At 52.5% G+C, this 24977-nt stretch carries 26 protein-coding genes; 7 read left to right on the top strand and 19 right to left on the bottom strand.

Annotated features, from left to right (window positions below):
* Positions 1–2: 2 nt before the first annotated feature.
* The 4 genes from OGX83_RS16650 to yfbV form a co-directional block, all read right to left on the bottom strand.
* Complete coding sequence (locus OGX83_RS16650; protein WP_286588606.1) at positions 3–1835, bottom strand: SLC13 family permease; 1833 nt, start codon at positions 1833–1835, stop codon at positions 3–5.
* Between the two features lie 77 nt (positions 1836–1912).
* Positions 1913–2590: a sugar phosphatase gene (locus OGX83_RS16655; protein ID WP_008785348.1), complete on the bottom strand. Its 678-nt coding sequence runs from the start codon at positions 2588–2590 to the stop codon at positions 1913–1915.
* A complete protein-coding gene (locus tag OGX83_RS16660; protein WP_003028086.1) occupies positions 2583–3077 on the bottom strand; it encodes a YfbU family protein in 495 nt (164 codons plus the stop codon). Before OGX83_RS16660 ends, OGX83_RS16655 begins: the two co-directional genes overlap by 8 nt.
* A gap of 83 nt (positions 3078–3160) precedes the next feature.
* Positions 3161–3616 carry a terminus macrodomain insulation protein YfbV gene (gene yfbV, locus OGX83_RS16665; RefSeq protein WP_003028087.1) on the bottom strand — a complete coding sequence of 152 codons (456 nt, stop codon included), beginning with the start codon at positions 3614–3616 and terminating at the stop codon, positions 3161–3163.
* A gap of 339 nt (positions 3617–3955) precedes the next feature.
* On the opposite strand from yfbV, the gene ackA reads away from it, so the two are divergent.
* The 3 genes from ackA to yfcC all read left to right on the top strand — a co-directional run bounded on the left by ackA (position 3956) and on the right by yfcC (position 9098).
* Entirely contained in the window at positions 3956–5158 is a 1203-nt protein-coding gene (gene ackA, locus OGX83_RS16670; protein WP_003834770.1) for an acetate kinase, read from the top strand.
* A gap of 75 nt (positions 5159–5233) precedes the next feature.
* Positions 5234–7378 carry a phosphate acetyltransferase gene (pta, locus tag OGX83_RS16675; protein WP_008785351.1) on the top strand — a complete coding sequence of 715 codons (2145 nt, stop codon included), beginning with the start codon at positions 5234–5236 and terminating at the stop codon, positions 7376–7378.
* Between the two features lie 199 nt (positions 7379–7577).
* Positions 7578–9098 (top strand): putative basic amino acid antiporter YfcC, encoded by a 1521-nt coding sequence (gene yfcC, locus OGX83_RS16680; RefSeq protein ID WP_071445225.1) that lies wholly within the window; start codon positions 7578–7580, stop codon positions 9096–9098.
* Between the two features lie 56 nt (positions 9099–9154).
* Here the strand turns inward: yfcC and yfcD are convergent, their stop codons facing one another.
* The 3 genes from yfcD to yfcF are packed head-to-tail and all read right to left on the bottom strand — an operon-like array spanning position 9155 to position 11017.
* Positions 9155–9709: an NUDIX hydrolase YfcD gene (yfcD, locus tag OGX83_RS16685; protein WP_003834775.1), complete on the bottom strand. Its 555-nt coding sequence runs from the start codon at positions 9707–9709 to the stop codon at positions 9155–9157.
* 56 nt (positions 9710–9765) lie between these two features.
* On the bottom strand, positions 9766–10317 hold the full coding sequence (yfcE, locus tag OGX83_RS16690) for a phosphodiesterase (RefSeq protein WP_008785353.1): 552 nt from the start codon (positions 10315–10317) through the stop codon (positions 9766–9768).
* Between the two features lie 55 nt (positions 10318–10372).
* Positions 10373–11017 carry a glutathione transferase gene (gene yfcF / locus OGX83_RS16695; RefSeq protein ID WP_003834778.1) on the bottom strand — a complete coding sequence of 215 codons (645 nt, stop codon included), beginning with the start codon at positions 11015–11017 and terminating at the stop codon, positions 10373–10375.
* Between the two features lie 134 nt (positions 11018–11151).
* On the opposite strand from yfcF, the gene yfcG reads away from it, so the two are divergent.
* The 4 genes from yfcG to OGX83_RS16715 all read left to right on the top strand — a co-directional run bounded on the left by yfcG (position 11152) and on the right by OGX83_RS16715 (position 13705).
* A complete protein-coding gene (gene yfcG, locus OGX83_RS16700; protein ID WP_020996685.1) occupies positions 11152–11787 on the top strand; it encodes a GSH-dependent disulfide bond oxidoreductase in 636 nt (211 codons plus the stop codon).
* 54 nt (positions 11788–11841) lie between these two features.
* Positions 11842–12204, top strand: a complete 363-nt coding sequence (folX, locus tag OGX83_RS16705) for a dihydroneopterin triphosphate 2'-epimerase (protein ID WP_003028107.1) — start codon at positions 11842–11844, stop codon at positions 12202–12204.
* Between the two features lie 20 nt (positions 12205–12224).
* Complete coding sequence (locus tag OGX83_RS16710; protein WP_003834782.1) at positions 12225–13118, top strand: TIGR01777 family oxidoreductase; 894 nt, start codon at positions 12225–12227, stop codon at positions 13116–13118.
* Positions 13119–13189: 71 nt separating this feature from the next.
* Positions 13190–13705, top strand: coding sequence for a GNAT family N-acetyltransferase (locus OGX83_RS16715; RefSeq protein WP_071845290.1), 516 nt, complete (start codon positions 13190–13192; stop codon positions 13703–13705).
* A 33-nt stretch (positions 13706–13738) separates the two neighbouring features.
* On the opposite strand, the gene hisP is transcribed toward OGX83_RS16715, so the two are convergent.
* From hisP to OGX83_RS16775, 12 genes are all read right to left on the bottom strand, one after another.
* A complete protein-coding gene (gene hisP, locus OGX83_RS16720; RefSeq protein ID WP_003028114.1) occupies positions 13739–14512 on the bottom strand; it encodes a histidine ABC transporter ATP-binding protein HisP in 774 nt (257 codons plus the stop codon).
* A gap of 13 nt (positions 14513–14525) precedes the next feature.
* Positions 14526–15233 (bottom strand): histidine ABC transporter permease HisM, encoded by a 708-nt coding sequence (gene hisM, locus OGX83_RS16725; protein ID WP_003028116.1) that lies wholly within the window; start codon positions 15231–15233, stop codon positions 14526–14528.
* Positions 15230–15916 (bottom strand): histidine ABC transporter permease HisQ, encoded by a 687-nt coding sequence (locus OGX83_RS16730; RefSeq protein WP_003028118.1) that lies wholly within the window; start codon positions 15914–15916, stop codon positions 15230–15232. The genes hisM and OGX83_RS16730 overlap by 4 nt, the downstream gene beginning before the upstream one ends.
* A 186-nt stretch (positions 15917–16102) precedes the next feature.
* Positions 16103–16885 carry a histidine ABC transporter substrate-binding protein HisJ gene (gene hisJ / locus OGX83_RS16735; protein WP_003028120.1) on the bottom strand — a complete coding sequence of 261 codons (783 nt, stop codon included), beginning with the start codon at positions 16883–16885 and terminating at the stop codon, positions 16103–16105.
* 247 nt (positions 16886–17132) lie between these two features.
* Entirely contained in the window at positions 17133–17915 is a 783-nt protein-coding gene (argT, locus tag OGX83_RS16740) for a lysine/arginine/ornithine ABC transporter substrate-binding protein ArgT (protein WP_006683634.1), read from the bottom strand.
* A 287-nt stretch (positions 17916–18202) separates the two neighbouring features.
* On the bottom strand, positions 18203–18772 hold the full coding sequence (locus OGX83_RS16745) for a UbiX family flavin prenyltransferase (RefSeq protein ID WP_048234819.1): 570 nt from the start codon (positions 18770–18772) through the stop codon (positions 18203–18205).
* Positions 18773–18868: 96 nt separating this feature from the next.
* Complete coding sequence (gene purF, locus OGX83_RS16750) at positions 18869–20386, bottom strand: amidophosphoribosyltransferase (protein ID WP_003028127.1); 1518 nt, start codon at positions 20384–20386, stop codon at positions 18869–18871.
* Between the two features lie 33 nt (positions 20387–20419).
* Positions 20420–20908, bottom strand: coding sequence for a colicin V production protein (cvpA, locus tag OGX83_RS16755; protein WP_003028129.1), 489 nt, complete (start codon positions 20906–20908; stop codon positions 20420–20422).
* A gap of 213 nt (positions 20909–21121) precedes the next feature.
* A complete protein-coding gene (dedD, locus tag OGX83_RS16760) occupies positions 21122–21790 on the bottom strand; it encodes a cell division protein DedD (protein WP_003834793.1) in 669 nt (222 codons plus the stop codon).
* Positions 21780–23048 (bottom strand): bifunctional tetrahydrofolate synthase/dihydrofolate synthase, encoded by a 1269-nt coding sequence (folC, locus tag OGX83_RS16765; protein ID WP_125363384.1) that lies wholly within the window; start codon positions 23046–23048, stop codon positions 21780–21782. The genes dedD and folC overlap by 11 nt, the downstream gene beginning before the upstream one ends.
* 192 nt (positions 23049–23240) lie before the next feature.
* Positions 23241–24155 carry an acetyl-CoA carboxylase, carboxyltransferase subunit beta gene (gene accD, locus OGX83_RS16770; protein ID WP_003834797.1) on the bottom strand — a complete coding sequence of 305 codons (915 nt, stop codon included), beginning with the start codon at positions 24153–24155 and terminating at the stop codon, positions 23241–23243.
* Between the two features lie 149 nt (positions 24156–24304).
* Positions 24305–24964, bottom strand: coding sequence for a DedA family protein (locus OGX83_RS16775; RefSeq protein ID WP_286588610.1), 660 nt, complete (start codon positions 24962–24964; stop codon positions 24305–24307).
* Positions 24965–24977 lie beyond the last annotated feature (13 nt).

The following is a 24977-nucleotide window of genomic DNA, read 5'->3' on the forward strand; positions in this document are numbered from 1 at the left end:
AATCAAAACGGAAACAGCATCGGGATCATCACCACGCACACCACCATTACAATGATGGTAAACGGCACGCCAATTTTTACGAAATCGCTAAAGCTGTAGTTACCCGGCCCGAGTACCAGTGTGTTTACCGGTGAAGAAACTGGCGTCATAAAGGCTGCGGAAGCCGCCATCGCAATCACCATCGCAAAAGGATACGGCGAAACGCCCATCGACTTTGCTGCCGCCAGCGCAATCGGCGCCATCAGTACCGCCGTCGCAGTGTTAGAGATAAATAACCCAATGGTCGCGCACAGCACGAACAGGCAGCCCAGCATCATATACGGGCCGTACCCTCCACCAACGTCCATTAGCCCTTTAACCACCAGATCAACACCGCCCGTTTTCTGTAATGCCAGCGCAAAGGGCATCATTCCGACAATCAAAATAATACTTGGCCAGTGAATGGCTTTATAGGCGCTTTCGGCATCGATGCAGCGGAATTTTCCCATCAGCAAACAGGCGATAATCGCGGCAACCGTATTAGGGATTTCATCGGTGAGCATTAACGCGACCATCAGCACCAGACAGAAAATCGCATGCGGCGCCTGGCTGTGCGCCGGGGAGGCTTCACTAACTTCCGCGGGCATATTCAGCACCACGAAATCGCGCCCTTTTTGTCCCAACAAAGTGATGAGTTTCCAGTTGCCCACCACCAGAATGATATCGCCCATCAGCAGTGGTTCATCCACCACCGCTCCGGCCAGTGCCGTACCATCACGCTTCAGTCCGACGACATTCAGGCCATAACGCGTACGAAAAGCGATTTCCCGTACCGTTTTGCCGATCAATTCCGATTCAGGGATTAATGAAATCTCGGCCATACCCACGTCAAGCGCCTGCTCGGAGAAGTATTCACCGCGCAGCACCATCGGCTCCAACAGTTGCTCGCTGCAAAATTCACGCAGGTCGACGTCGGCCGCTGACATATCAATCAGCAACACGTCACGGGCACGGAACTCAGAAACCCCGTTAACATCGACAATCACGCGGCGAAAACGCCGCCAGCGTTCAACACCAATCACGTTTGCCCCGTAGCGCTCACGCAATTTCAGGTCATCCAGACGTTGGCCAATCATGGGAGAACCGGGGCGAATCGCCAGGCGACGGGCACGCCCTGTCAGGCGATATTCTTTGATCAGATCGCGAAAGGTCCGGCGCTTCCAGCCGTCTCCCGGCTGCCCGGAGTCTTCACCTTTCAGCATAAAACGCATCACCAGCATATAAATTATGCCGAGTACCAACACCACCAGTCCCAGTGGGGTTACGCTAAAAAAGCTAAAACCGTTAAGTCCTTCACGTAACAATTCACTGTTGACGACCAGGTTCGGCGGCGTTGCCACCAGCGTCATCATGCCGCTTATCAATCCGGCAAAGCTCAACGGCATCATCAGCCGTGAGGGGGAGATTTGCATGCGCATAGAAACGCTTAAGACAACCGGAATAAAGATGGCGACCACACCGGTCGAACTCATGAAGGCACCGAGTCCGGCTACGGTTATCATCAGCAACACCAGCATTTTGACTTCACTGCTGCCAGCGACCTTCACCAGCCAGGCACCCATTACCGTCGCCACGCCGGTACGCACCAGGCCGTCGCCGATAATGAATAAAGCCGCTATCAAAATAACGTTAGGATCGCTGAACCCGGAAAAAGCCTCTGTGATGCTCAATGTTCCGCTCAGAACAAAGGCAATAATGACCAGCAAAGCGACCGCGTCCATACGCACTCTGCCAGTTGCAAACAAGACGACGGCAATCGCCAGCAATGAGAGAACCCATATCAATTCACCGTTCACAACATATCCTTGTTAAATGAGAGGGATGGACTGATTCTGCCATAAAAAAGCCCCAACAATCTGGGGCTAAATCATGATCAGGTATTTCTTATAACGACCACATTTCCGTTGGGTTGTTTGGTCACAGAAATATGTTCCAGACTGGTCAGCGAAAAATCAACTTCGTCCAGACGCGGCGTATCCGCTGGCGCGTTAACCGCGATGACATGACACCCAGCAGCCAGTCCTGAGAGCACCCCGGCGGGAGCATCTTCCACCACTGCACATTCCTGCGGTGCCAGGCCCAGAAGCTGAGCGCCTAACAGATACGCGTCTGGCTCTGGTTTCCCTCTTTTTACCCGCTCGGCGGTGACAAACACTTCAGGAGCAGGAAGCCCGGCAACACGATGGCGCGCCCGTGCGACCGGCATAGAGCCGGAGGTCACAATCGCCCATGGAATACCCGCTTTATTGAGATGGTTGAGTAAATCAACCGCCCCCGGCAGCGCGGTGATCCCGGCGGTTTCCGTCGCTTCGATCTGTTCCAGACGGGTAAATTCCGCGGCGATCTCTGCCTCAGACTTGCCCACCATAAAGTGTCGCAGGGAGGTAATGGCCTGCTTACCATGAATAAAGCCGAGTACCTCGGCGTGATCGAGGCCGAAGCGATCGGCCCAGTTGCACCACGCACGCTCTACTGCAGGTAAGGAATCGACCAGCGTTCCATCCAGATCAAACAGAAAACCTTTGCACTGCACGCTCGCCCCCTCAGGCATTAATGATTTGGTTAATTTCATTCGCGCTCAGGTGATACTGACGCGGGCAAGAGTGCCAAACATTCAGCATACGCTGATATTTTTCCCACATTGGGGTCTGGGCGTTGAAGCCATGCGTACCCGCATCAAAGTGGGTGTAACGACCTTCCACATTGACCATAAAACGAACGTACCCGAGGAAACGGGCTTCCGTTGCGGCGTCAAAACCGAGGAAGGTCACGCGACGCTCATCAATAGCCTGCGCATCCTTAAGATTAGTCCAGGACACATGTAATGCGTGATACATCTCCATAATATCGATAATCGTACGACAGGTTTCTTCCGTCAGTTCACCAAACTCACGATCCAGCTCACGCATCTGCAAGCCGTAACCGCGTTCAATAATCGTCTGCAAACGACGATAACGCTCGGCGTTAGTTGGATCGAGCATAGTCATCATTTTGTACTGATTCGACAAAATCAGACGTTGAGCGTTGGTCATTTCCATTTGGGACTCCTGTATCACTACTACTGAGATGAAAAAAAAGAAGGCATCTTGTGCCTTCTTTTATATGCGTAATCAGGGGTCAATTACAAATCATCAAGGAAAGTTTTATCCAGTTGTTTGAAGGCGCGCTTAAGCGTGTCAGCCAGCGCCTGGTAATCCGGCTTTCCTTCTACCGGAGAGAGCGCCTGCCCAGCTTCTTGCAATTTACCCCGAACTTCGTAGAACCAATTGAGAATTGAAGGCGGCAGCGGCGTTACGGAACGTTTTCCCAGCCACCACATCCCCTGCATCGGCAGGCTAAGCGCAAACAGCGCAGTCGCCACGGCCGGGCCCAACTGCCCCCCTAACGCAATTTGCCAACATAAGGTGAAGACGGCGATAGGCGGCATAAAACGAATCGCGTAACGCGTCATGCGGATCACGCGGTTCTCAACAAACACGGGCGCAAGGCGCTTTTCCATTGGCCACGTCTTTGCATAGTGCTGCCCCCGGCGAAACAAGCTGAAAAAATTGACGGAGCGATTATCCGGTGTCGACATGGCGGTTACCTCAACTTCACATATAAAAATTAAAAAATTTGTGCAAAACAACAACTACAAGGGACATCGTTCAAAACATTTTGTCTTTGATACCCACATTCAGGTATCCTGTGCCGGCCTGTAAGGCCTGTAGTCCAAAATCATTGAGTCGTCAAATTGGCATACATTATGCCATTGCCTGAAAAATACGCAAAATGACATAGACTCAAAGGTATTTATTCCATCGTGCCCAAAAAGACTATGGCGCATGATGTTAATCATAAACGTCGGTGTCATCATGCGCTACGCTCTATGACTCCCTGACGTTTTTTTAGCCACGTATCATAAATAGGTACTTCCATGTCGAGTAAGTTAGTACTGGTTCTGAACTGCGGTAGCTCCTCACTGAAATTTGCCATCATCGATGCAGTAAACGGTGAAGAATACCTCTCTGGTTTAGCCGAATGTTTCCATCTCCCAGAAGCACGTATCAAGTGGAAAATGGACGGCGGTAAACAAGAAGCGGCTTTAGGTGCAGGCGCCGCTCACAGTGAAGCGCTGAACTTTATCGTTAACACTATTCTGGCACAAAAACCAGAATTGTCTGCGCAATTGACCGCTATTGGTCACCGTATCGTACACGGCGGCGAGAAGTACACCAGCTCCGTGGTTATCGATGATTCCGTTATTCAGGGCATCAAAGATTCTGCCTCTTTCGCACCGCTGCATAACCCGGCTCACCTGATCGGTATCGCAGAAGCGCTGAAATCCTTCCCTAATCTGAAAGACAAAAACGTGGCTGTATTCGACACCGCGTTCCATCAGACTATGCCGGAAGAGTCTTACCTCTATGCTCTGCCGTACAGCCTGTACAAAGAACACGGCGTTCGTCGTTACGGCGCGCACGGTACCAGCCACTTCTTCGTCACTCAGGAAGCGGCAAAAGTGCTGAACAAACCGGTTGAAGAGCTGAACATCATCACTTGCCACCTGGGCAATGGCGGTTCTGTATCTGCTATCCGTAACGGTAAATGTGTTGATACCTCCATGGGTCTGACCCCGCTGGAAGGTCTGGTGATGGGTACGCGTTCCGGTGACATCGACCCGGCGATCATCTTCCACCTGCACGATACCCTGGGCATGAGCGTTGACCAGATCAACAAAATGCTGACCAAAGAGTCCGGCCTGCTGGGTCTGACCGAAGTCACCAGCGACTGCCGTTATGTTGAAGATAACTACGCTACTAAAGAAGACGCTAAACGTGCAATGGACGTTTACTGCCACCGTCTGGCGAAATACATCGGTTCTTACACTGCGCTGATGGATGGTCGTCTGGATGCAGTTGTCTTCACCGGTGGTATCGGTGAAAACGCAGCGATGGTTCGTGAACTGTCTCTGGGCAAACTGGGCGTTCTGGGCTTTGAAGTTGACCACGAACGTAACCTGGCCGCACGTTTCGGCAAATCTGGTTTCATCAACAAAGAAGGTACCCGTCCTGCGCTGGTTATCCCAACCAACGAAGAACTGGTTATCGCGCAAGACGCGAGCCGCCTGACTGCCTGATTTCACACCGCCAGCCTAGCTGGCGGTGCTGTTTTGTAACCCGTCTAAATTGGCGGTAACGAAAGAGGATAAACCGTGTCCCGTATTATTATGCTGATCCCTACCGGAACCAGCGTCGGCCTGACCAGCGTCAGCCTTGGCGTGATCCGCGCAATGGAACGCAAAGGCGTTCGTCTGAGCGTCTTTAAGCCGATCGCTCAACCGCGTGCCGGTGGCGATGCGCCAGACCAGACTACCAGCATCGTCCGTGCTAACTCTTCTCTGCCAGCCGCAGAGCCGCTGAAGATGAGCCACGTTGAATCTCTGCTGTCCAGCAATCAGAAAGATGTGCTGATGGAAGAGATCATCGCGAACTACCACGCGAACACCAAAGACGCTGAAGTTGTACTGGTTGAAGGCCTGGTCCCAACCCGTAAACATCAGTTCGCGCAGTCTCTGAACTACGAAATCGCGAAAACGCTGAACGCGGAAATCGTCTTCGTTATGTCTCAGGGTACCGACACCCCGGAACAGCTGAACGAGCGTATTGAACTGACTCGCAGCAGCTTCGGCGGCGCGAAAAACACCAACATCACCGGCGTAATCGTTAACAAACTGAACGCACCGGTTGATGAGCAGGGCCGTACTCGCCCGGATCTGTCCGAGATTTTCGACGACTCTTCCAAAGCGAAAGTGATCAAAGTTGATCCGGCTAAACTGCAAGAATCCAGTCCGCTGCCGGTTCTGGGCGCGGTGCCATGGAGCTTCGATCTGATCGCTACTCGTGCAATCGATATGGCGCGTCACCTGAACGCCACCATCGTTAACGAAGGCGATATCAACACCCGTCGCGTGAAGTCTGTGACGTTCTGCGCACGCAGCATTCCACATATGCTGGAACACTTCCGCGCAGGCTCCCTGCTGGTAACTTCCGCAGATCGTCCTGACGTGCTGGTTGCAGCATGCCTGGCGGCCATGAACGGTGTGGAAATCGGTGCCCTGCTGCTGACTGGCGGCTACGAAATGGACGCGCGCATCACTAAACTGTGCGAACGTGCATTTGAAACCGGCCTGCCGGTATTCATGGTAAACACCAACACCTGGCAGACCTCTCTGAGCCTGCAGAGCTTCAACCTGGAAGTTCCGGTTGACGATCACGAGCGCATTGAGAAAGTTCAGGAATACGTTGCTAACTACATCAACGCTGACTGGATTGAATCTCTGACCGCGACTTCTGAACGCAGCCGTCGTCTGTCTCCACCGGCGTTCCGTTATCAGCTGACCGAGCTGGCGCGTAAAGCGGGCAAACGTGTTGTTCTGCCGGAAGGCGACGAACCGCGTACCGTTAAAGCGGCTGCTATCTGTGCTGAACGTGGTATCGCAACCTGCGTACTGCTGGGTAACCCGGATGAGATCACCCGCGTTGCAGCCTCTCAGGGCGTTGAACTGGGCGCTGGTGTAGAAATCGTTGATCCAGATGTGGTTCGCGAAAGCTACGTTGCTCGCCTGGTCGAACTGCGTAAAAACAAAGGTATGACCGAAACCGTTGCCCGCGAACAGCTGGAAGACAACGTTGTTCTCGGTACCCTGATGCTGGAACAGGACGATGTTGACGGTCTGGTTTCTGGTGCAGTACACACCACCGCGAACACCATCCGTCCGCCGCTGCAGCTGATCAAAACTGCACCGGGTAGCTCTCTGGTGTCTTCCGTGTTCTTCATGCTGCTGCCGGATCAGGTTTACGTTTACGGCGACTGCGCGATCAACCCGGATCCGACTGCAGAGCAGCTGGCAGAAATCGCGATTCAGTCCGCTGATTCCGCAATTGCCTTCGGTATCGAACCGCGCGTAGCGATGCTCTCCTACTCCACCGGTACTTCTGGTGCAGGTAGTGACGTAGAGAAAGTTCGCGAAGCAACCCGTCTGGCACAGGAAAAACGTCCTGACCTGATGATCGACGGTCCGCTGCAGTACGACGCCGCCGTTATGGCTGACGTAGCGAAATCCAAAGCGCCGAACTCTCCGGTTGCAGGTCGCGCTACCGTGTTCATCTTCCCGGATCTGAACACCGGTAACACCACTTACAAAGCGGTACAGCGTTCTGCCGACCTGATCTCCATCGGGCCAATGCTGCAGGGTATGCGCAAGCCGGTGAACGACCTGTCTCGTGGCGCGCTGGTAGACGATATCGTCTACACCATCGCACTGACCGCGATCCAGTCTTCCCAGCAGCAGCAGTAATCTGCCGAGTGTGCCGGATCTCTTATCCGGCAACACATCTGCTTATCAAACCGGAAATAGCTGATATTTCCGGTTTTTTTATGTCTATTTCCCTTTTGGCATAATCTGAAACATTTGCCTGGATGCGCTGCATCAATGAATAACTATTCTTCTGTTCGCATACTTACTCTCTTTTGCGTTGCAACAGGGATAGTCTTTCATGTCAGCAGTAACAGAATCACAGCCAGCTAAAAAATGGGCGATGCCCGATACGCTGGTGATTATTTTTTTCGTCGCCGTTTTAACCAGTCTGGCGACATGGGTTGTTCCCGTCGGGATGTTCGACAGCCAGGAAGTGCAGTATCAGATTGATGGACAAACCAAAACCCGTAAGGTGGTTGACCCCCATTCCTTTCGTATTCTGACCAACGACGCAGGTGAAGAGCAGTATCACCGGGTGCAGTTATTCACCACCGGAGATGAACGCCCAGGCCTGATGAATTTCCCGTTTGAAGGATTAACCTCCGGCTCGAAATTCGGCACTGCTGTCGGCATCATTATGTTTATGCTGGTCATTGGCGGCGCATTCGGCATCGTTATGCGTACCGGTACCATTGATAACGGCATCCTGGCGCTCATTCGCCATACGCGGGGCAACGAGGTCCTGTTTATCCCAGTGCTGTTTATTCTCTTCTCCTTAGGCGGCGCGGTGTTTGGCATGGGGGAAGAGGCTGTTGCCTTTGCCATTATCATCGCGCCTTTGATGGTACGGCTAGGTTACGACAGTATCACCACCGTGCTGGTTACCTATATCGCGACTCAGATTGGTTTTGCCAGCTCATGGATGAACCCATTTTGCGTGGTGGTCGCGCAAGGTATTGCGGGGGTACCGGTGCTCTCTGGTTCCGGGCTACGCATCGTGGTCTGGGTGATCGCTACACTAATCGGGCTGACCTTCACGCTGGCCTATGCGGCGCGTATCAAAAAGAATCCGCTTTTGTCCCGGGTACATGAATCCGACCGCTTCTTTCGCGAGCAGCAGGACGAAGTCGTGGAACGACGCTTCACGCTGGGCGACTGGTTAGTGCTAGTGGTGCTGACCGCGGTGATGATTTGGGTTGTCTGGGGCGTTATCGCCAACGCGTGGTTTATTCCTGAGATCGCCAGTCAGTTCTTCACGATGGGTCTGGTGATTGGCATTATCGGCGTCGTGTTTCGGCTCAACGGCATGACGGTCAACATCATGGCCTCCTCATTCACTGAGGGCGCACGAATGATGATTGCACCTGCCCTGCTGGTTGGTTTTGCCAAAGGCATTTTACTGCTGGTCGGTAATGGAGAGGCGGGTGAAGCCAGCGTGTTAAACACTCTGCTGCACAGCATTGCCAATGGCATCAGCGGGCTGGATAACGCCATCGCGGCGTGGTTTATGCTGTTGTTCCAGGCAGTTTTTAATTTCTTCGTCACTTCCGGCTCTGGTCAGGCTGCGTTAACCATGCCGCTACTGGCACCGCTGGGCGATCTGGTGGGCGTAAACCGTCAGGTCACAGTCCTGGCCTTCCAGTTTGGCGACGGATTCAGTCATATTATCTATCCGACGTCAGCATCTCTGATGGCTACGTTAGGCGTTTGTCGGGTGGATTTTCGTAACTGGCTGAAGGTAGGTGCTACGCTGTTGGGACTGCTGTTTATTATGTCCAGCGTGGTGGTGATTGGCGCGCAGATGATGGGTTACCATTAAAAAGTGTGCGTCCGGCCTACTCGATTTCTCGACGCAGTAGGCCGGATGAACAGAGTTTACTCAGCTTCTTCCTGCTTTTCGGCTTTCGCCCCTTCATTCTTGGCGTTGCGGGTCATCCACAGCGCCAGGGCTTTCAGGGAGTCCGGCGTAAATTCGTCGCAGCGCGCGGTAATTTCTTCCGGCGTCAACCAGCAAACTTCACTGACCTCATCTTCCTGAAGCGCAAACGGTCCGTGGGAAACGCAGCTAAACAACCCGCCCCATACGCGACAGTTCTGATCTTCAAAGTAAAACTGACCATGCTCGGCAAACGGCACGCCCGCAATCCCCAGTTCCTCTTCTGCTTCACGACGCGCTGATTCCAGCATCTGCTCGTCAGCCTGAACCACACCGCCTGCGGTGGCATCCAGCATGCCGGGCAAAAAATCTTTTGTCTCAGTGCGACGTTGAACCAGAATTTTGCCCATACCATCATGCACAACGATATACGTTGCACGATGGCGTAAGCGTTGCGCCCGCATTTGTTCCCGGCTGGACTGTGCAATGACTTCGTTGTCTTCATTCACAATATCCACCCATTCAGTACTTGCCAAACGACGCTGTTCCACCATCAGGAAACCTTCTTTTTTCTGGCGCTCTTACGGCGCGTTTATGTTTGTGGGGTAAATTACGGATTAATCTCGACCTGTGCAATAACACTTTGATCATTGAGTGCCATTACGCTGAGAACATTATCATCCAGAATCCCGTAACTTGCCGCAAAGCCCCCTTTCGGGATGCTTACCGAGCCGGGATTGAAATGATAGATACCCTCGCGCCGCTCAGCAACCGGCAGATGAGTATGCCCATAAACCAGAACATCGCCCGCATTGAGCACCGGCATATTTTGCGGGCCAAAAAGGTGTCCGTGCGTCAAAAAGAGTCGCTGGTTTTCTGTCAGAATTTGCTGCCACGGCGCAGTCATCGGAAAATGCAGGAGCATCTGATCCACTTCGCTGTCGCAATTACCACGCACCGCAATAATTCGCGATGCCAGCTCATTCAGCCGTTCAGCAACCTGCGCAGGTGCATAGCCTTCTGGAAGCGCATTACGCGGCCCGTGGTTTAAAACATCACCCAATATCACCAGCCATTGCGCGCCGCTTGCAGCAAACCGTTCGAGTACGCGTTCCGTGGCTGGCAACGAACCATGAATGTCCGATGCGAACATCAGTTTCATCACTCACTCCTCGCTGAAAATCACCTTGTAATGATACTGGATTACGGCCCGTTTTTCAGCAGGAACGCTTCGCTGAAAGCGCGATAAAACGCTGTACTGAAGCGCGCTGCCACTGGAAGGTGGCGTATTCCGCAAGCGCTTCTGGAACCTCATCACCATTCAGGACCAGGCGATTAAGCATTAGCGCTAAATCACAGTCAGCGATACACCATTCGCCAAATAAATTCTGCTTACCGTGGCTCAGTAAACTGCTCGCAGTAGCGAACAGTTTTTCCGCACTGGCTTTTCCCGCTTCGCTTAACGGTCCTTTCTTCACGCCAGCAAAAACGACATCTGTTGATCGTTCCTCACGGATAGGCATTAAATCGCTGCGGATCCACGCCTGAACCTGGCGCGCCCGAGCGCGCTTTTGTACATCGTGTGGGTAGATACGCTCCCACTGTGGCGGTGCAAAGCTCTCTTCCAGGAATTCCGTAATCGCTGATGATTCGCTCAGTTCAAAACCATCGATCTCAAGAACCGGTACGCGGCGCGTCAAGGCGTAACCTTGCCATGAAGGATGCAAGTGTTCACCACTATTGAGATCAACGGTTTTCAGCGTGAAAGGTAGCCCCTTCTCTTGCAGAGCGACATAAACAGACAGCACGTAGGGGGAGAAAAAATTGGCATCTGACCACAGCGTAATTGCAGATTTGCTCATAATGTCCTCTGAAGTGTATTGGCTTGCCTTCAAAATATAGAGTCTTTCTCTCGCTGTCACTTGATGAAAACTCACGCACGCCAACAGGCTCTATACTTGTAATGACCCGGTTCATGACAAAACGGATGCTGAAAATGATCGATCTCTATTACACGCCATCGCCAAACGGTCACAAAATCACGCTGTTTCTTGAAGAGGCACAGCTGCAATACCGTCTGATTCATGTCGATATCAGCAAAGGCAGCCAGTTTCGCCCCGATTTTCTGCTGATCTCGCCGAACAATAAAATCCCGGCCATTATCGATCATGCGCCGGAAGATGGCGGAAGGCCCATCAGCTTGTTTGAGTCCGGAGAAATTTTACTCTATCTGGCGGAGAAGAGCGGTAAGCTGCTCAGCGGTGAATTACGCGAACGCCACACCACACTGCAGTGGCTGTTCTGGCAGGTCAGCGGTCTGGGTCCCATGCTGGGGCAGAATCATCATTTCAGTCATTACGCTCCGCAAACGATCCCTTACGCTATTGAAAGATACCAGGTTGAAACCCAGCGCCTGTACAACGTGATGAATAAACGTCTGGAAACGTCACCCTGGCTGGGAGGCGATCACTACAGCATTGCTGACATTGCCTGCTGGCCGTGGATCCACGCCCATCAGCGTCAGCGCATCGACCTCGACAATTACCCGGCGGTCAATAACTGGCACGAACGCATCCGTACGCGTCCTGCCACGGAACGCGCCATGCAGCAAGCACTGAGTGAGAAGCGGTGACGCAATTCGGTTCTCGTGTATCATGCAGAGGTTCATACATGGAGGAAACCTGCAATGTCACAACCTGACGCCATTATTCGTATAAAAAACCTTCGTCTGCGCACCTTTATCGGCATCAAAGAAGAGGAGATCCTTAATCGCCAGGATATCGTCATCAACATTGCCATCCACTATCCGGCAGACAAAGCCCGTACCAGCGAAGATATCAACGACGCGCTGAATTATCGCACTATCACCAAGAGCATCATTGCCCACGTGGAGGGTAACCGCTTCTCATTGTTAGAAAAATTAACTCAAGATGTGCTCGATATCGCACGCGAACATCACTGGGTCACTTATGCTGAAGTCGAGATAGATAAACTTCACGCATTGCGTTACGCCGACTCAGTATCAATGACGCTGAGCTGGCAGCGCTAAAACGTAACCCGGGAGGCGACATGCAGATTCTGATTACCGGCGGTACTGGCCTGATTGGACGTCATCTGATCCCCTGCCTGCTGGAACTGGGGCATCAGATAATCGTAGTGACACGTACCCCTGATAAGGCTCGTCAGATTCTCGACTCTCGGGTCACGTTATGGAAAGGACTGGAAGAGCGGCAACATCTCAATAATATTGATGCCGTGATTAACCTTGCCGGAGAGCCTATTGCAGATAAGCGCTGGAGCGCACAGCAAAAGGAACGCTTGTGCCAGAGCCGTTGGGGCATTACGCAGAAACTGGTCGATTTAATCAATGCGAGCGAGACGCCGCCCTCAGTGTTAATCTCCGGTTCCGCTACCGGTTACTACGGCGATTTGGGCGAAGTTGTGGTTACGGAAGAAGAGCCACCGCATAACGAATTTACCCACAAGCTGTGCGCCCGCTGGGAGCAAATTGCCAGCACTGCGCAAAGCGACAAAACCCGCGTATGTATGCTGCGTACCGGCGTGGTACTGGCCTCAGCAGGCGGCATTCTGGCAAAAATGGTCCCGCCGTTTCGTCTTGGCTTAGGCGGCCCGATCGGTAACGGACGCCAGTATATGGCCTGGATCCATGTTGATGATATGGTCAACGGAATTATCTGGCTGCTGAATAACGATCTACGTGGTCCCTTCAATATGGTTTCGCCATACCCGGTGCACAATGAGCAGTTTGCCCACGCGCTGGGTCACGCTCTGAACCGCCCTGCCATTCTGCGCGTTCCCGCCACCGCTATGCGACTGCTGATGGGGGAATCGTCAGTACTGGTCCTTGGTGGACAACGCGCATTGCCCAAACGCCTGGAAGCTTCCGGTTTCACGTTTCGCTGGTACGATTTAGAAGAAGCGCTGGCGGATGTCATCCGATAACCCCTAAGCGCTATTCACAGTCGCCGTTGTGGTGGTAAGGTTATAGACCAGATTTCCGCAATGGCGACGTTATGGCGATAATATCGACTCCCCGACTTACCCTCTCTTTGTTTCAATTTTCTGACTGGTCATTTTTCCAGAAACTCCGTGAATGTCCTGAAGTCATGCGCTATATGGGCAACATCGCCCCGGCGAAAGATACGCGGCTGTTATTCGCCAGACGTCTGGCCGCACAGCACACTTTCGTCATCCGCGAACATAACAGCCCGACGCCACTTGGCGATATTGGTCTGCAAATCAGCCATCTTTACCCGCAGGAAGCCGACCTCGGCTACGCCATCATGCCACAGGCTCAGGGGAAAGGTATTGCCAGCGAAGCCGTGCGCGCGGTGTGCCAGTATGCCTTCGAGCATGCAGGTGTGACGGCGATAAACGCATACGCGCTGGCGGATAACAAGGGTTCAATCCGTATTCTGGAAAAGACAGGCTTTGTACGTACGCAGGTACTGGAAAAGGCGTATGAGATTGACGGCATCGCCTACGACGACTGGGTGTTTCGGCTGGAGCGCGACGCGCTAAAATTGTAAGCCCGGAAAGCGTAGCGCCTCCGGGCTGTTGACTTACTTCAGCGATCCTTTAAGGAACTGCTGCAAACGCGGGCTTTGCGGATTACCGAATACCTGCTCCGGGTCGCCCTCTTCCTCAATTTTCCCCTGATGCAGGAAAATCACGTGCGTGGAAACATGACGAGCAAACCCCATTTCGTGGGTCACCACCACCATGGTTTTCCCCTCTTCAGCCAGCTGTTGCATAATGCGCAGCACTTCACCCACCAGCTCAGGATCAAGCGCCGACGTAGGTTCATCAAACAGCAACACTTCCGGTTCCATCGCCAGCGCACGGGCAATGGAAACACGCTGCTGCTGACCACCGGACAGGTGCACCGGATATTTGCCCTGTGCGCGCTCATCAATGCCCACTTTAGCCAGATACTTCACCGCACGGTCGCGAGCTTCCTGCTTGCTCAGCCCCAACACCTGAATCGGCGCTTCCATGACGTTTTCCAGCACTGTCATGTGACTCCACAGATTAAAGTGCTGAAAGACCATCGTCAGACGCGTACGCAGCAGGCGTAGCTGATTTTTGTCCGCAACCTTCAACTGGCCGTCTTTGTCGCGCACCAGACCAATGTTCTGACCGCTGACGACAATCGACCCGGCACTCGGTTTCTCGAGAAAGTTAATGCAGCGCAGGAAGGTACTTTTACCGGAACCTGACGAGCCAATAATGCTGATAACATCACCCGCGTTGGCCTGCAGCGATACCCCTTTCAGCACTTCATGTTCGCCGTAGTGCTTATGTAAATCGATAACGTTTAATTTATTTTCAGACATCGTGTTACTCGAATCATTTAGAGGATACATGCTGCAACCAGCGTTTTTCCGCTTTACGGAACAGACTGATCAGGACATACGAAATAATCAAATACAGCACAGCGGCAATACCGAAGGCGGTAAACGGCTGATATGTTGCCGAGTTGATATCGCGAGCGATTTTCAACAAATCAGGTACCGTTGCAGTAAATGCCAGCGCCGTGGAGTGCAGCATTAAAATGACTTCATTGCTGTATGCCGGCAGCGCAATACGCAGCGCGGAAGGTAAAATAATGCATCGATACAGTTTGAATGACGAGAAACCGTATGCGCGCGCAGCCTCAATCTCACCGTGAGGCACGGAACGAATAGCCCCGGCGAAAATCTCCGTGGTATAGGCGCAGGTATTCAGCGTCAGCGCCAGCACGGTGCAATTCAGCCCGCTGCGGAAAAACGCGTTGAGGAAGTCCGTGCCTTTAACTATTTCCAGCGTATACATCCCGGAATAAAACACCAGTAGCTGAACGTACAGCGGCGTCCCACGAAAAATATAGGTGAACAGCCAGATGGGAAACTGGATAAATTTATTACTGGAAACGCGACCAATCGCCAAAAAGAGTGCCAGTATTCCGCCCATCACTACTGACGAAATCAAAAGCCACAGGGTGATAGCGACGCCAGTATAGCGATATCCGTCGGTCCACAGCAGGGACTTCCAGTATTCCTGAATAATCTCGATCACAGGTCAGCCCTCTTCACACCCACGGAATAGCGGCGCTCAAGGTACAGCAGCACACCATTAGAAACAGTGGTAAACACCAGATAGATGACCCCGCACACGACGGCAAAATAGAACGGCTCCCAGGTACTCTTCCCGGCAAGCTGAGTCGCTTTCACCACGTCTTCAAGTCCAAGCAACGATACCAGCGCCGTAGCCTTAAGAATAACCTGCCAGTTATTGCCGATTCCCGGTAAGGCATAACGCATCATCGCCGGGAACATAATGCGACGAAATATTTGTGAGCTGGTAAAGCCAAACGCCGTCGCGGCTTCAATATGGCCTTTTGGTACAGCCATAAACGCACCGCGAAAAGTTTCGGTAAAATAGGCGCCGTAGATGAATCCAAGGGTGATAATGCCCGCAACCATCGGATCAATATCAATCTGGCCGATACCGATGGCATCGGTAATGGTGTTCAGCGCGATTTGTAATCCGTAGAAGATGAGCAGCATTAAGACCAGATCGGGTACGCCGCGGATTAGCGTTGTGTACCCTTCGAAAATAAGTCCCATTGCCCGGCTTTGCGACAGCTTTGCTGCTGCGCCGACAAGACCTATCAGAACCGCCAGTACCACCGAGCTGAGTGCCAGCTCCAGCGTAACAATTGCGCCCTGTAAAATAACACCTGAAAAGCCATACAACATGCTGCCTGTCCTGTCGTGTGTGGTGGAGTAGTAAGCCTCTTTTGATTTCAGACTAACCGTTAAATGCCGGATGGCGGCCTTGCCTTATCCGGCCTACAAAATCACCGTAGGCCGGATAAGCGCGGTGCCATCGGGCATAAATTCAACGCGTCAAAAATCTACGGGCTTTATCAGCACCTGCGGTAATTAACCGCCGTAAACATCAAAATCGAAGTACTTTTTCGCCAGCTTCTCGTAAGTACCGTCAGCTCGCATTTCGGCAAAGGCTTTATTCAGCGCTTCGCGCAGTTCATTATCGTCTTTGCGCAGCCCCATACCGGTACCCACGCCGAACAACTTCTCGTCTTTCACAGACGGGCCGCCGAATTTGTAATCTTTACCGACTGGCTGTTTCAGGAAGCCTTCGCTGGCCGCAACTTCATCCTGGAACGCGGCGTCAATACGCCCGGCAGTCAGGTCAGAATAGATATTGTCCTGCCCCTGATAAGAGACAATCTCAATACCTTTTGGCGCCCAGTGTTCGTTGCCGAACGTTTCCTGGGTAGTGCCCTGCAGCACACCAACACGTTTGCCTTTCAGCGACTCAATGGTCGGCTGAATAGCAGAATCTTTAGCGACAACCAGACGCGAATCGGCTGCATAAAGCTTGTCGGTAAATGCGATTTCCTGCTGACGTTTTTCAGTAATGGAAAGCGAGGACATGATGGCATCGATTTTCTTCGCTTTTAGCGAAGGGATCAGCGCGTCCAGCGGGTTTTCCACGAAGGTACATTGCGTATTGATACGTTTGCACAGCTCTTTAGCCAGATCGATATCAAAACCGACTAATTCACCCTGCGCATTCTTCGATTCGAACGGCGCATAAGTGGGATCGGTACCGATACGAATTTTTTGCGGAATGGCTGCAAATGCTGCGGTAGCACTGGAGAAAGCCAGAACCAGAGAAAGAGACAACACCAGTTTTTTCATAACTATCCTCAACAGACTGTCTTTTATAGGGGATCTTTACAGGACCAGGTGCAGTTATCGTGCCATTAATCAGGCCGACAAGGCAAAGCATTCTACCCTGTCGGCGGTATTTATTTGCATGAAAAGCGCTTAAGTATGCACTCATGCTTATTAAGTCAGCGATAAAAGCACCAAAACAGTGCACTGAAATTATTATGCACCGAAATGGTTACCCGCAATGGTGCAGTCAATTCCCCACGCCGCTGTATTAATCGCCGTAGACATTAAAATTAAAATATTTGCTCGCCATTTTGTCGTAGGTGCCGTCTTTACGCAGTTCGCCCAGCGCTTTGTCGAAAGCGGCTTTCAGCTCTGCATCATCTTTGCGCAAGCCAATCCCGGTTCCGTCACCAAAGTATTTTTTATCTTTCACCGACGGACCGGCAAAAGCGTAATCCTTACCAGCAGGCTGCTTCAGGAAGCCTTCGCTGGCCGCGACTTCATCTTGCAATGCCGCGTCCAGACGGCCTGCCGTCAGGTCAGAATAGATGAGGTCCTGGTTCGCATAGGCCACCACGTCCACGCCTTTGCTGCGCCAGTTGTCATTGGCATAGGCTTCCTGAGTAGAGCCTTGCAGGACGCCAACGTGTTTACCCTTGAGGGAATCCAGAGTCGGCTGAATTGGGGAACCTTTCGCGGCGATCAGACGTGAGTCTGCAGCGTAAAGTTTGTCTGAGAACGCAATCTCTTGCTGACGCTTTTCGGTGATAGAAAGCGAGGAGATGATGGCATCAATTTTTTTCGCTTTCAGCGATGGGATCAGCGCATCAAAGTCACTGGCAACCCAGGTGCATTTGATCTGCATGCGCTTACACATCTCATTTCCCAGATCGATATCGAAGCCGACAAAGTCGCCTTTGGCATCTTTAGAGGAAAAAGGAGCGTACGTTGTATCTGTACCAATACGAACCGTCTGCGGAAGTGCTGCGTAGCTGGCCGCGGTGGCGGAGAGTCCTACCAGCAAAGACAAAGCAAGAACCGTCTTCTTCATACATAACCCTCAAGTGGCGTAATTTTATTATGTTTTACGTTGTGTTGTGTGTTTGCAGACTTTTTCATGCATGTCTTATGCCATTTTCACGTCGATGAGGATATTCGACGTTAAATATGTTAATAAAACGTTGCAATAATGTCCTGATTTTGAAGATAGCAGGTCTGGCGGTTGAACCGCAGCGTTTCGTTGAGTTTTAACGAATTAAATGTTGAGGATATGATCGCGGTTACAAAATTGCCCTGAAACAGGGCAACGGATGATTCTTTGCACGCTGATGGAACGGCTTACGCCCCTTGCCAGCGGGTGAACAGGTCCTGCGGGAGGGTAATATCAAACTGGTCAAGCACGCGATTAACCGTTTGATTAATCACATCATCGAGCGTTTGCGGACGATGATAAAACGCCGGGACAGGTGGCATAATTACCGCCCCAATTTCTGCCGCCTGCGTCATCAATCGCAAATGCCCCAGATGCAGCGGCGTTTCGCGTACACACAGCAGCAGCGGACGACGTTCTTTCAACACCACATCTGCCGCACGGGTAAGCAACCCATCGGTGTAACTGTGGACGATGCCAGAAAGCGTTTTGATTGAACAAGGCAGAATAACCATTCCGGCAGTCTGAAAAGAGCCGGAGGAGATACTGGCGGCGATATCACGGGTATCATGATTCACATTTGCCAGCGCCTGCACGTCGCGCACAGAGAGGTCCGTTTCCAGCGCCAGCGTCTGTCGGGCAGCGGCACTCATCACCAGGTGGGTTTCCACATCAGTGACGTCACGCAATACCTGCAACAGGCGCACGCCGTAAATTGCCCCGCTTGCACCAGAAATACCAATGATGAGTCGTTTCATGTGTAATCGCCCTTACTTGCTCAGGGCCGACTTTGCAGGAAATTACGGTGAGTTGCAAGCAAGGGCGCAGGTTGCGCCCTTGCTTGCGAGCAAACATTAACCTTCGTTGTGCATCTCAAGGTTTTCCGCTTCGTTCTGACGCAACACCGCTTTGGCATCGTCATTACGCAGGGAGTCGAGGAAATCGAGATATTGCTGGTCGACGTCTTTGGTAACGTACACACCGTTAAACACTGAACATTCAAACTGCTGAATATCCGGGTTCTCAGCACGGACAGCTTCAATCAGATCGTTCAGATCCTGGAAGATCAGACCATCTGCGCCGATTATCTGGCGAATCTCGTCCACTTCACGACCATGCGCAATCAGCTCCGTCGCCGTAGGCATATCGATGCCATAAACGTTCGGGAAGCGAATTTCCGGGGCGGCAGAGGCCAGATACACCTTTTTCGCGCCAGCTTCACGCGCCATCTCGATAATCTGTTCTGAGGTGGTGCCACGCACGATGGAGTCATCCACCAGCAGCACGTTTTTATCACGGAATTCCGCACGGTTAGCGTTCAGCTTACGGCGCACAGATTTACGACGCAACTGCTGGCCCGGCATGATAAAGGTACGGCCCACATAGCGGTTTTTCACAAACCCCTGGCGGTACGGCTTACCGAGAATACGGGCAATTTCCAGCGCGATATCACAGGAGGTTTCCGGGATTGGGATTACTACGTCGATGTCCAGATCTTCCCACTCACGGGCAATTTTTTCGCCAAGCTTAGTTCCCATATTCACACGGGCGCTGTAGACGGAAATCTTGTCGATAAAGGAGTCAGGACGTGCGAAGTAAACGTATTCAAACAGACATGGATTGCTCACCGGGTTATCGGCACACTGACGGGTAAACAGCTGGCCTTTTTCGGTGATGTACACCGCTTCGCCAGGTGCTACGTCGCGCAGGAATTCAAAGCCCAGCGTATCCAGCGCTACGCTCTCAGACGCCACCATGTACTCGGTACGGCCATCGCCAATATCGCGTTTGCCCATCACCAGCGGACGGATACCGTTAGGGTCGCGGAAGGCAACCATACCGTGACCGATAATCATCGCCACGCAGGCATAGGCGCCGCGAATCTGGCGGTTGGTTGCCGCAATGGCCGCAAAAATATTGTCGGCTTCCAGCGGGTAATGGCGGAAGTTATCCAGCTCGCTGGCGAAAATATTCAGCAGAATTTCAGAATCTGAAGTGGTATTGATGTGGCGGCGCTTTTCTTCAAACAGCTTTTTACGCAACTCATGCGCATTGGTCAGGTTGCCATTGTGGGCAAGCGTAATGCCATACGGTGAGTTGACGTAAAAAGGTTGAGCTTCGGAGGCGCTGGAGCTGCCAGCCGTTGGGTAACGCACATGACCGATGCCCATATTGCCCTGCAAACGCTGCATATGGCGCGCTTCAAAAATATCGCTCACCATTCCGTTTGCTTTACGCAAGCGGAAGCAGTTGTTGGCATCAATGGTGATGATGCCCGCAGCATCCTGACCACGATGCTGGAGCACCGTTAACGCGTCATAAATCGACTGGTTTACCGGCATAACACCGGCGATACCGACAATACCGCACATACGTCTTTTCCTCGTTCAGCAACGACCCAAAGTTTATACTTTGGGCAAGAAACTTGACGAGCTTTGCAGATAGTCAAAGAACCATCTGATGATGAAACTGAACTGCGGGATCAGCTGTGACTTACCCCAGTCTTCACTTTTCGACAGACCGGTAAAGGTATCGAGAAAGAACAGTATGGCGGCGACGATCAACGCTCCACGCAAAGCACCGAAGCAAATCCCCAACACTCTGTCGGTACCCGACAGTCCTGTTTTCTCTACCAGTTGGCCTATCACAAAGTTAACGATAGCGCCGACGATAAGTGTCGCGATGAACAGTATCGCGATAGCAATCCCATTTCGAACCAGTTCGTCTTCAAAGCCCGTAAACCAGACAGACAGGTAAGTGTAGTAATGGCTAGCGACAAAGAAAGCACAACCCCAAGTCACCAACGATAATGCTTCACGAACAAAGCCACGGATCAGGCTAACCAGACAGGAAAAACCAATCACCGCGATAATGGCGTAATCAATCCAGACCATATGTGTCCCACGATTTTACGCCCTGTCGTCCTGTTCGGGGCGCATTCTAACAGAAAAAGAAAACGTTTGCGTAGGGATTTCCTTTCCACGCGTAAATAAAAATGGCGCTGAAAAAATCTTCAACGCCATACGATTTTATGCCTCTTCGGGCACCGCCGGATGGCGGTGTAAACACCTTGTCCGGCCTACATCAGAGCAACGTAACGCAATCCCTTAGTTAGGGGTATACCCCATCACCACCCCGCTCAAACCAGAGATCTTCTGCAGCTCGCCCAGCGAGTTCTTCAGCTTATCTTTGGAGGCGTCAGGCCCTACGAGAATGCGGGTTATTTTACCCTGCACCGGCGTTGACGGGGAAGTATATACCCGGAAGCCCGCGCCACGAAGTTTACCCACGATCTCATTGACCTTATCCGCGTTTTTCAATGCACCGAGCTGTACAACATACGCTTTGCCGGTTGGCGCTGGCGCTTCCTCAGCGGCCGGTTTCGGCGCTGGAGTCGGTGCCGGCGTTGGCGTCGGGGCGACAGCAACAGGCTGCGGCTTCGGTTTAGGTTTCGGTGGTTCCACAGGCGCAGGGACAGGATCTAACTCCGCGCTGTTTGCCGTCGTCAAACGTGATGGATCCAACGATGGCGCGGCAGCATCACCCGCACGCACCTCTTCTGCCGCCCCTTCCGGCGGCTGAGTCGGCAGCGCCTGCGTTGCTGCAGGCATCATGTCTGGTTCATCGCGATCGCCGGGTTTAGGCACCAGTGGGATCGCTGCAAATTCATCCTGATAATGCTTTTTCTGGCCGTCAAGCAGCCCGGGAAGCACAATTACCCCGAGCGCGACCAGCACAATTGTGCCGACTAATCGGTTCTGAAACTTACTCGCCACCGCTTCTCCCCACGTCTATTACTTCCATGACATGTGCGACAGTGTGAAACGATCCACACACCAACACGGTATCTTCTGGCTTCGCCTCAGCAAGTGCCGCAGCCCATGCCTGCGCCACGCTGTCATAAGCGTTGCCTTTGCCCAGGTGCTCCAGCAGCTGTTCTGCCGTTGCACCACGCGGCCCTTCCAGGGGCGCACAGTACCAGTCGTCAACCACACTTTTCAGCCAGGCCAACGTACCTGCAATATCTTTATCATGTAGCATACCGATAACCGCAAGTACACGCCCGCTTTTCACTAACTTTTTCAGACGTCCGGTCAGATACTCCGCCGCATGCGGGTTATGGGCAACATCAAAAATTACCCGCGGCGACTCGCTCACAACCTGGAAGCGTCCCGGTAAAATCGCTTGTTCGATACCGTCACGAATGGCCTGCTCGCTGACGTTAAGGCCGCTTGCGCGCAGTGCGGCCAGTGCGGTTGCAGCGTTAGGTTGTGGCACCTGCGGCAACGGCAGGTGCGCCAGCGTTCCATGAGCATCAGTAAACGACCAGTCGTTCTCTGTGACCGCATAGCGCCAGTCCACACCGCAACGTTGCAAAATCGCCCCGCACTCCTGAGCGACATCTGCGATGGTGTAAGGCATTTCCGGTTCGCCGACGATGGCCGGTTTCTCTGCGCGGAAAATCCCCGCCTTCTCACGACCAATACTTTCGCGATCCGGGCCCAGCCAGTCAGTATGGTCAAGCGCAATACTGGTGACTACTGCGACATCGGCATCGACGATATTGGTGGCGTCAAGGCGGCCGCCTAACCCCACTTCCAGAATAACAACATCCAGTTGGGCCTGTTTAAACAGCCAGAGTGCCGATAACGTACCGTATTCAAAGTAAGTCAGGGAAATGTCACCACGTGCGTCTTCAATCTCAGCAAACGAGGCGGTATGAGCTGATTCCGGCAGTTCACGCCCCTGCACGCGTACGCGTTCCGTGTAGCGCACCAGATGAGGCGAACTGTACACCCCAACTTTATAGCCTGCCGCAGTCAGCACAGATTCCAGCGTACGACAGGTTGTGCCTTTCCCATTGGTTCCTGCCACCGTAAAAACAAATGGCGCAGGTTTCAACACCCCCAGTTTACGCGCCACCTGGCTGACGCGTTCAAGGCCCAGATCGATGGTTTTACTGTGCAGGTTTTCAAGATAAGAAAGCCACGACGCCAGGGGCGACGCGGCTTGAGGGATACGTTTATTGTCCATGATGCCTGTAGATTCTTTACGTTGAGAAAAGCAAAAGGGCAGCGCCAACCGGCCTGCCCTTTTTTACACGTCGTTTTCCACGTTGCAGATGTGTTGGCTGTACTCGCACTCCCGAATCACTTAACGGTGTAAGTTCATCGGGATTAACACTCTTGTCGCCTGCCTGCAACCCGAAACCCATAGCGTAAACTATCAGGCCTCTGGTTCCTGATCGGGAACCGGAGGTACCACTTCGCCTTCACGCGGCTCATCCGGATTCGGCGCAGGAAGATTCATCAGCTTCGCCAGGATGCTTGCCAGTTTCAGGCGCATTTCCGGACGGCGAACGATCATATCGATAGCGCCTTTTTCAATCAGGAACTCGCTGCGCTGGAATCCCGGCGGCAGTTTCTCACGTACGGTTTGCTCGATAACACGCGGACCAGCGAAGCCGATCAGTGCTTTCGGTTCTGCAATGTTGAGATCGCCCAGCATCGCGAAGCTTGCGGAAACACCACCCATTGTTGGGTCGGTCAGTACAGAAATATACGGTAAACCGCGTTCCTGCATTTTCGCCAGCGCAGCAGAGGTTTTCGCCATCTGCATCAAAGACATCAGCGCTTCCTGCATACGCGCCCCGCCAGAAGCAGAGAAGCAGATCAGTGGACAGTTGTCTTCCAGCGCCTGCTCAACGGCACGGACAAAACGCGCGCCGACCACAGAGCCCATGGAGCCGCCCATAAACGCGAACTCGAATGCAGCAGCAACGACCGGCATACCGTGGAGCGTGCCTTTCATCACCACCAGCGCATCTTTCTCGCCGGTTTCTTTCTGCGCAGAAGCCAGTCTGTCTTTGTATTTTTTGGAGTCACGAAACTTCAGCACGTCTTTCGGCTCAAGCTCGCTACCCAGTTCCACAAGAGAACCTTCATCTAACAGGCTATGCAGGCGATTGCGCGCCGACATGCGCATATGATGGTCACACTTCGGACAGACCTCAAGATTACGTTCCAGCTCAGCACGGTATAAAACCTGACCGCAGCTATCACACTTGGTCCACACCCCTTCAGGAATGCTTGCCTTGCGGGTGGGAGTAATGTTGCTTTTAATTCGTTCAATCCAGCTCATTGGTGACCTTTCTGCCTGAACCCTAGTCAGCTTTGTTATAAGGGGCGCATAATGCCATTTTTGCCCCTAACAGACCATGAATGTTGCACATTAAAACATAACAGCCCGAAACTTTGGATAAAAAAGTGGTCGAACCGCTGAGTTACTTTCTATTTTGCAGCCCGTGACGCAGCACGCTTATGGCGAATTACTTCAATCACCCCCGGCAATACGGAAAGGACGATAATCGCCACAATCAATAATTTCAGGTTTTCCTGGACGATCGGCAGATCGCCGAACAGGTAGCCTGCGTAGGTGAACAACAATACCCACAGCAATGCGCCTACGACGTTATACATCGCAAAGTGACGGTAGGACATATGTCCCATACCGGCAACAAACGGCGCAAATGTACGCACGATTGGCACGAAACGCGCCAGGATAATCGTCTTACCGCCATGACGCTCGTAGAACGCATGGGTTTTATCCAGGTATCTGCGGCGGAAAATTTTGGAGTTCGGGTTACTGAAAAGTTTTTCCCCGAACAATCGGCCAATCGTGTAGTTCACTGCATCGCCCACAATCGCCGCCACAATCATCAGTGCCACCATCAGATGAACATTAAGATCGTTGGTTGGCAGCGCAGAAAGCGCACCCGCAACAAACAACAGCGAATCCCCTGGCAGGAATGGTGTCACCACCAGCCCGGTTTCACAGAACAGGATCAGAAACAGAATGGCGTATACCCAGATACCGTATTCCGCAACCAGCTCCGCCAGGTGCACATCAATGTGCAGGATAAAATCGATAAGAAAGTAAATCAGGTCCATAGTTTTGCCTTTA

This window comes from Citrobacter sp. Cpo074, assembly GCF_030332745.1.
Taxonomy (GTDB): domain Bacteria; phylum Pseudomonadota; class Gammaproteobacteria; order Enterobacterales; family Enterobacteriaceae; genus Citrobacter; species Citrobacter portucalensis.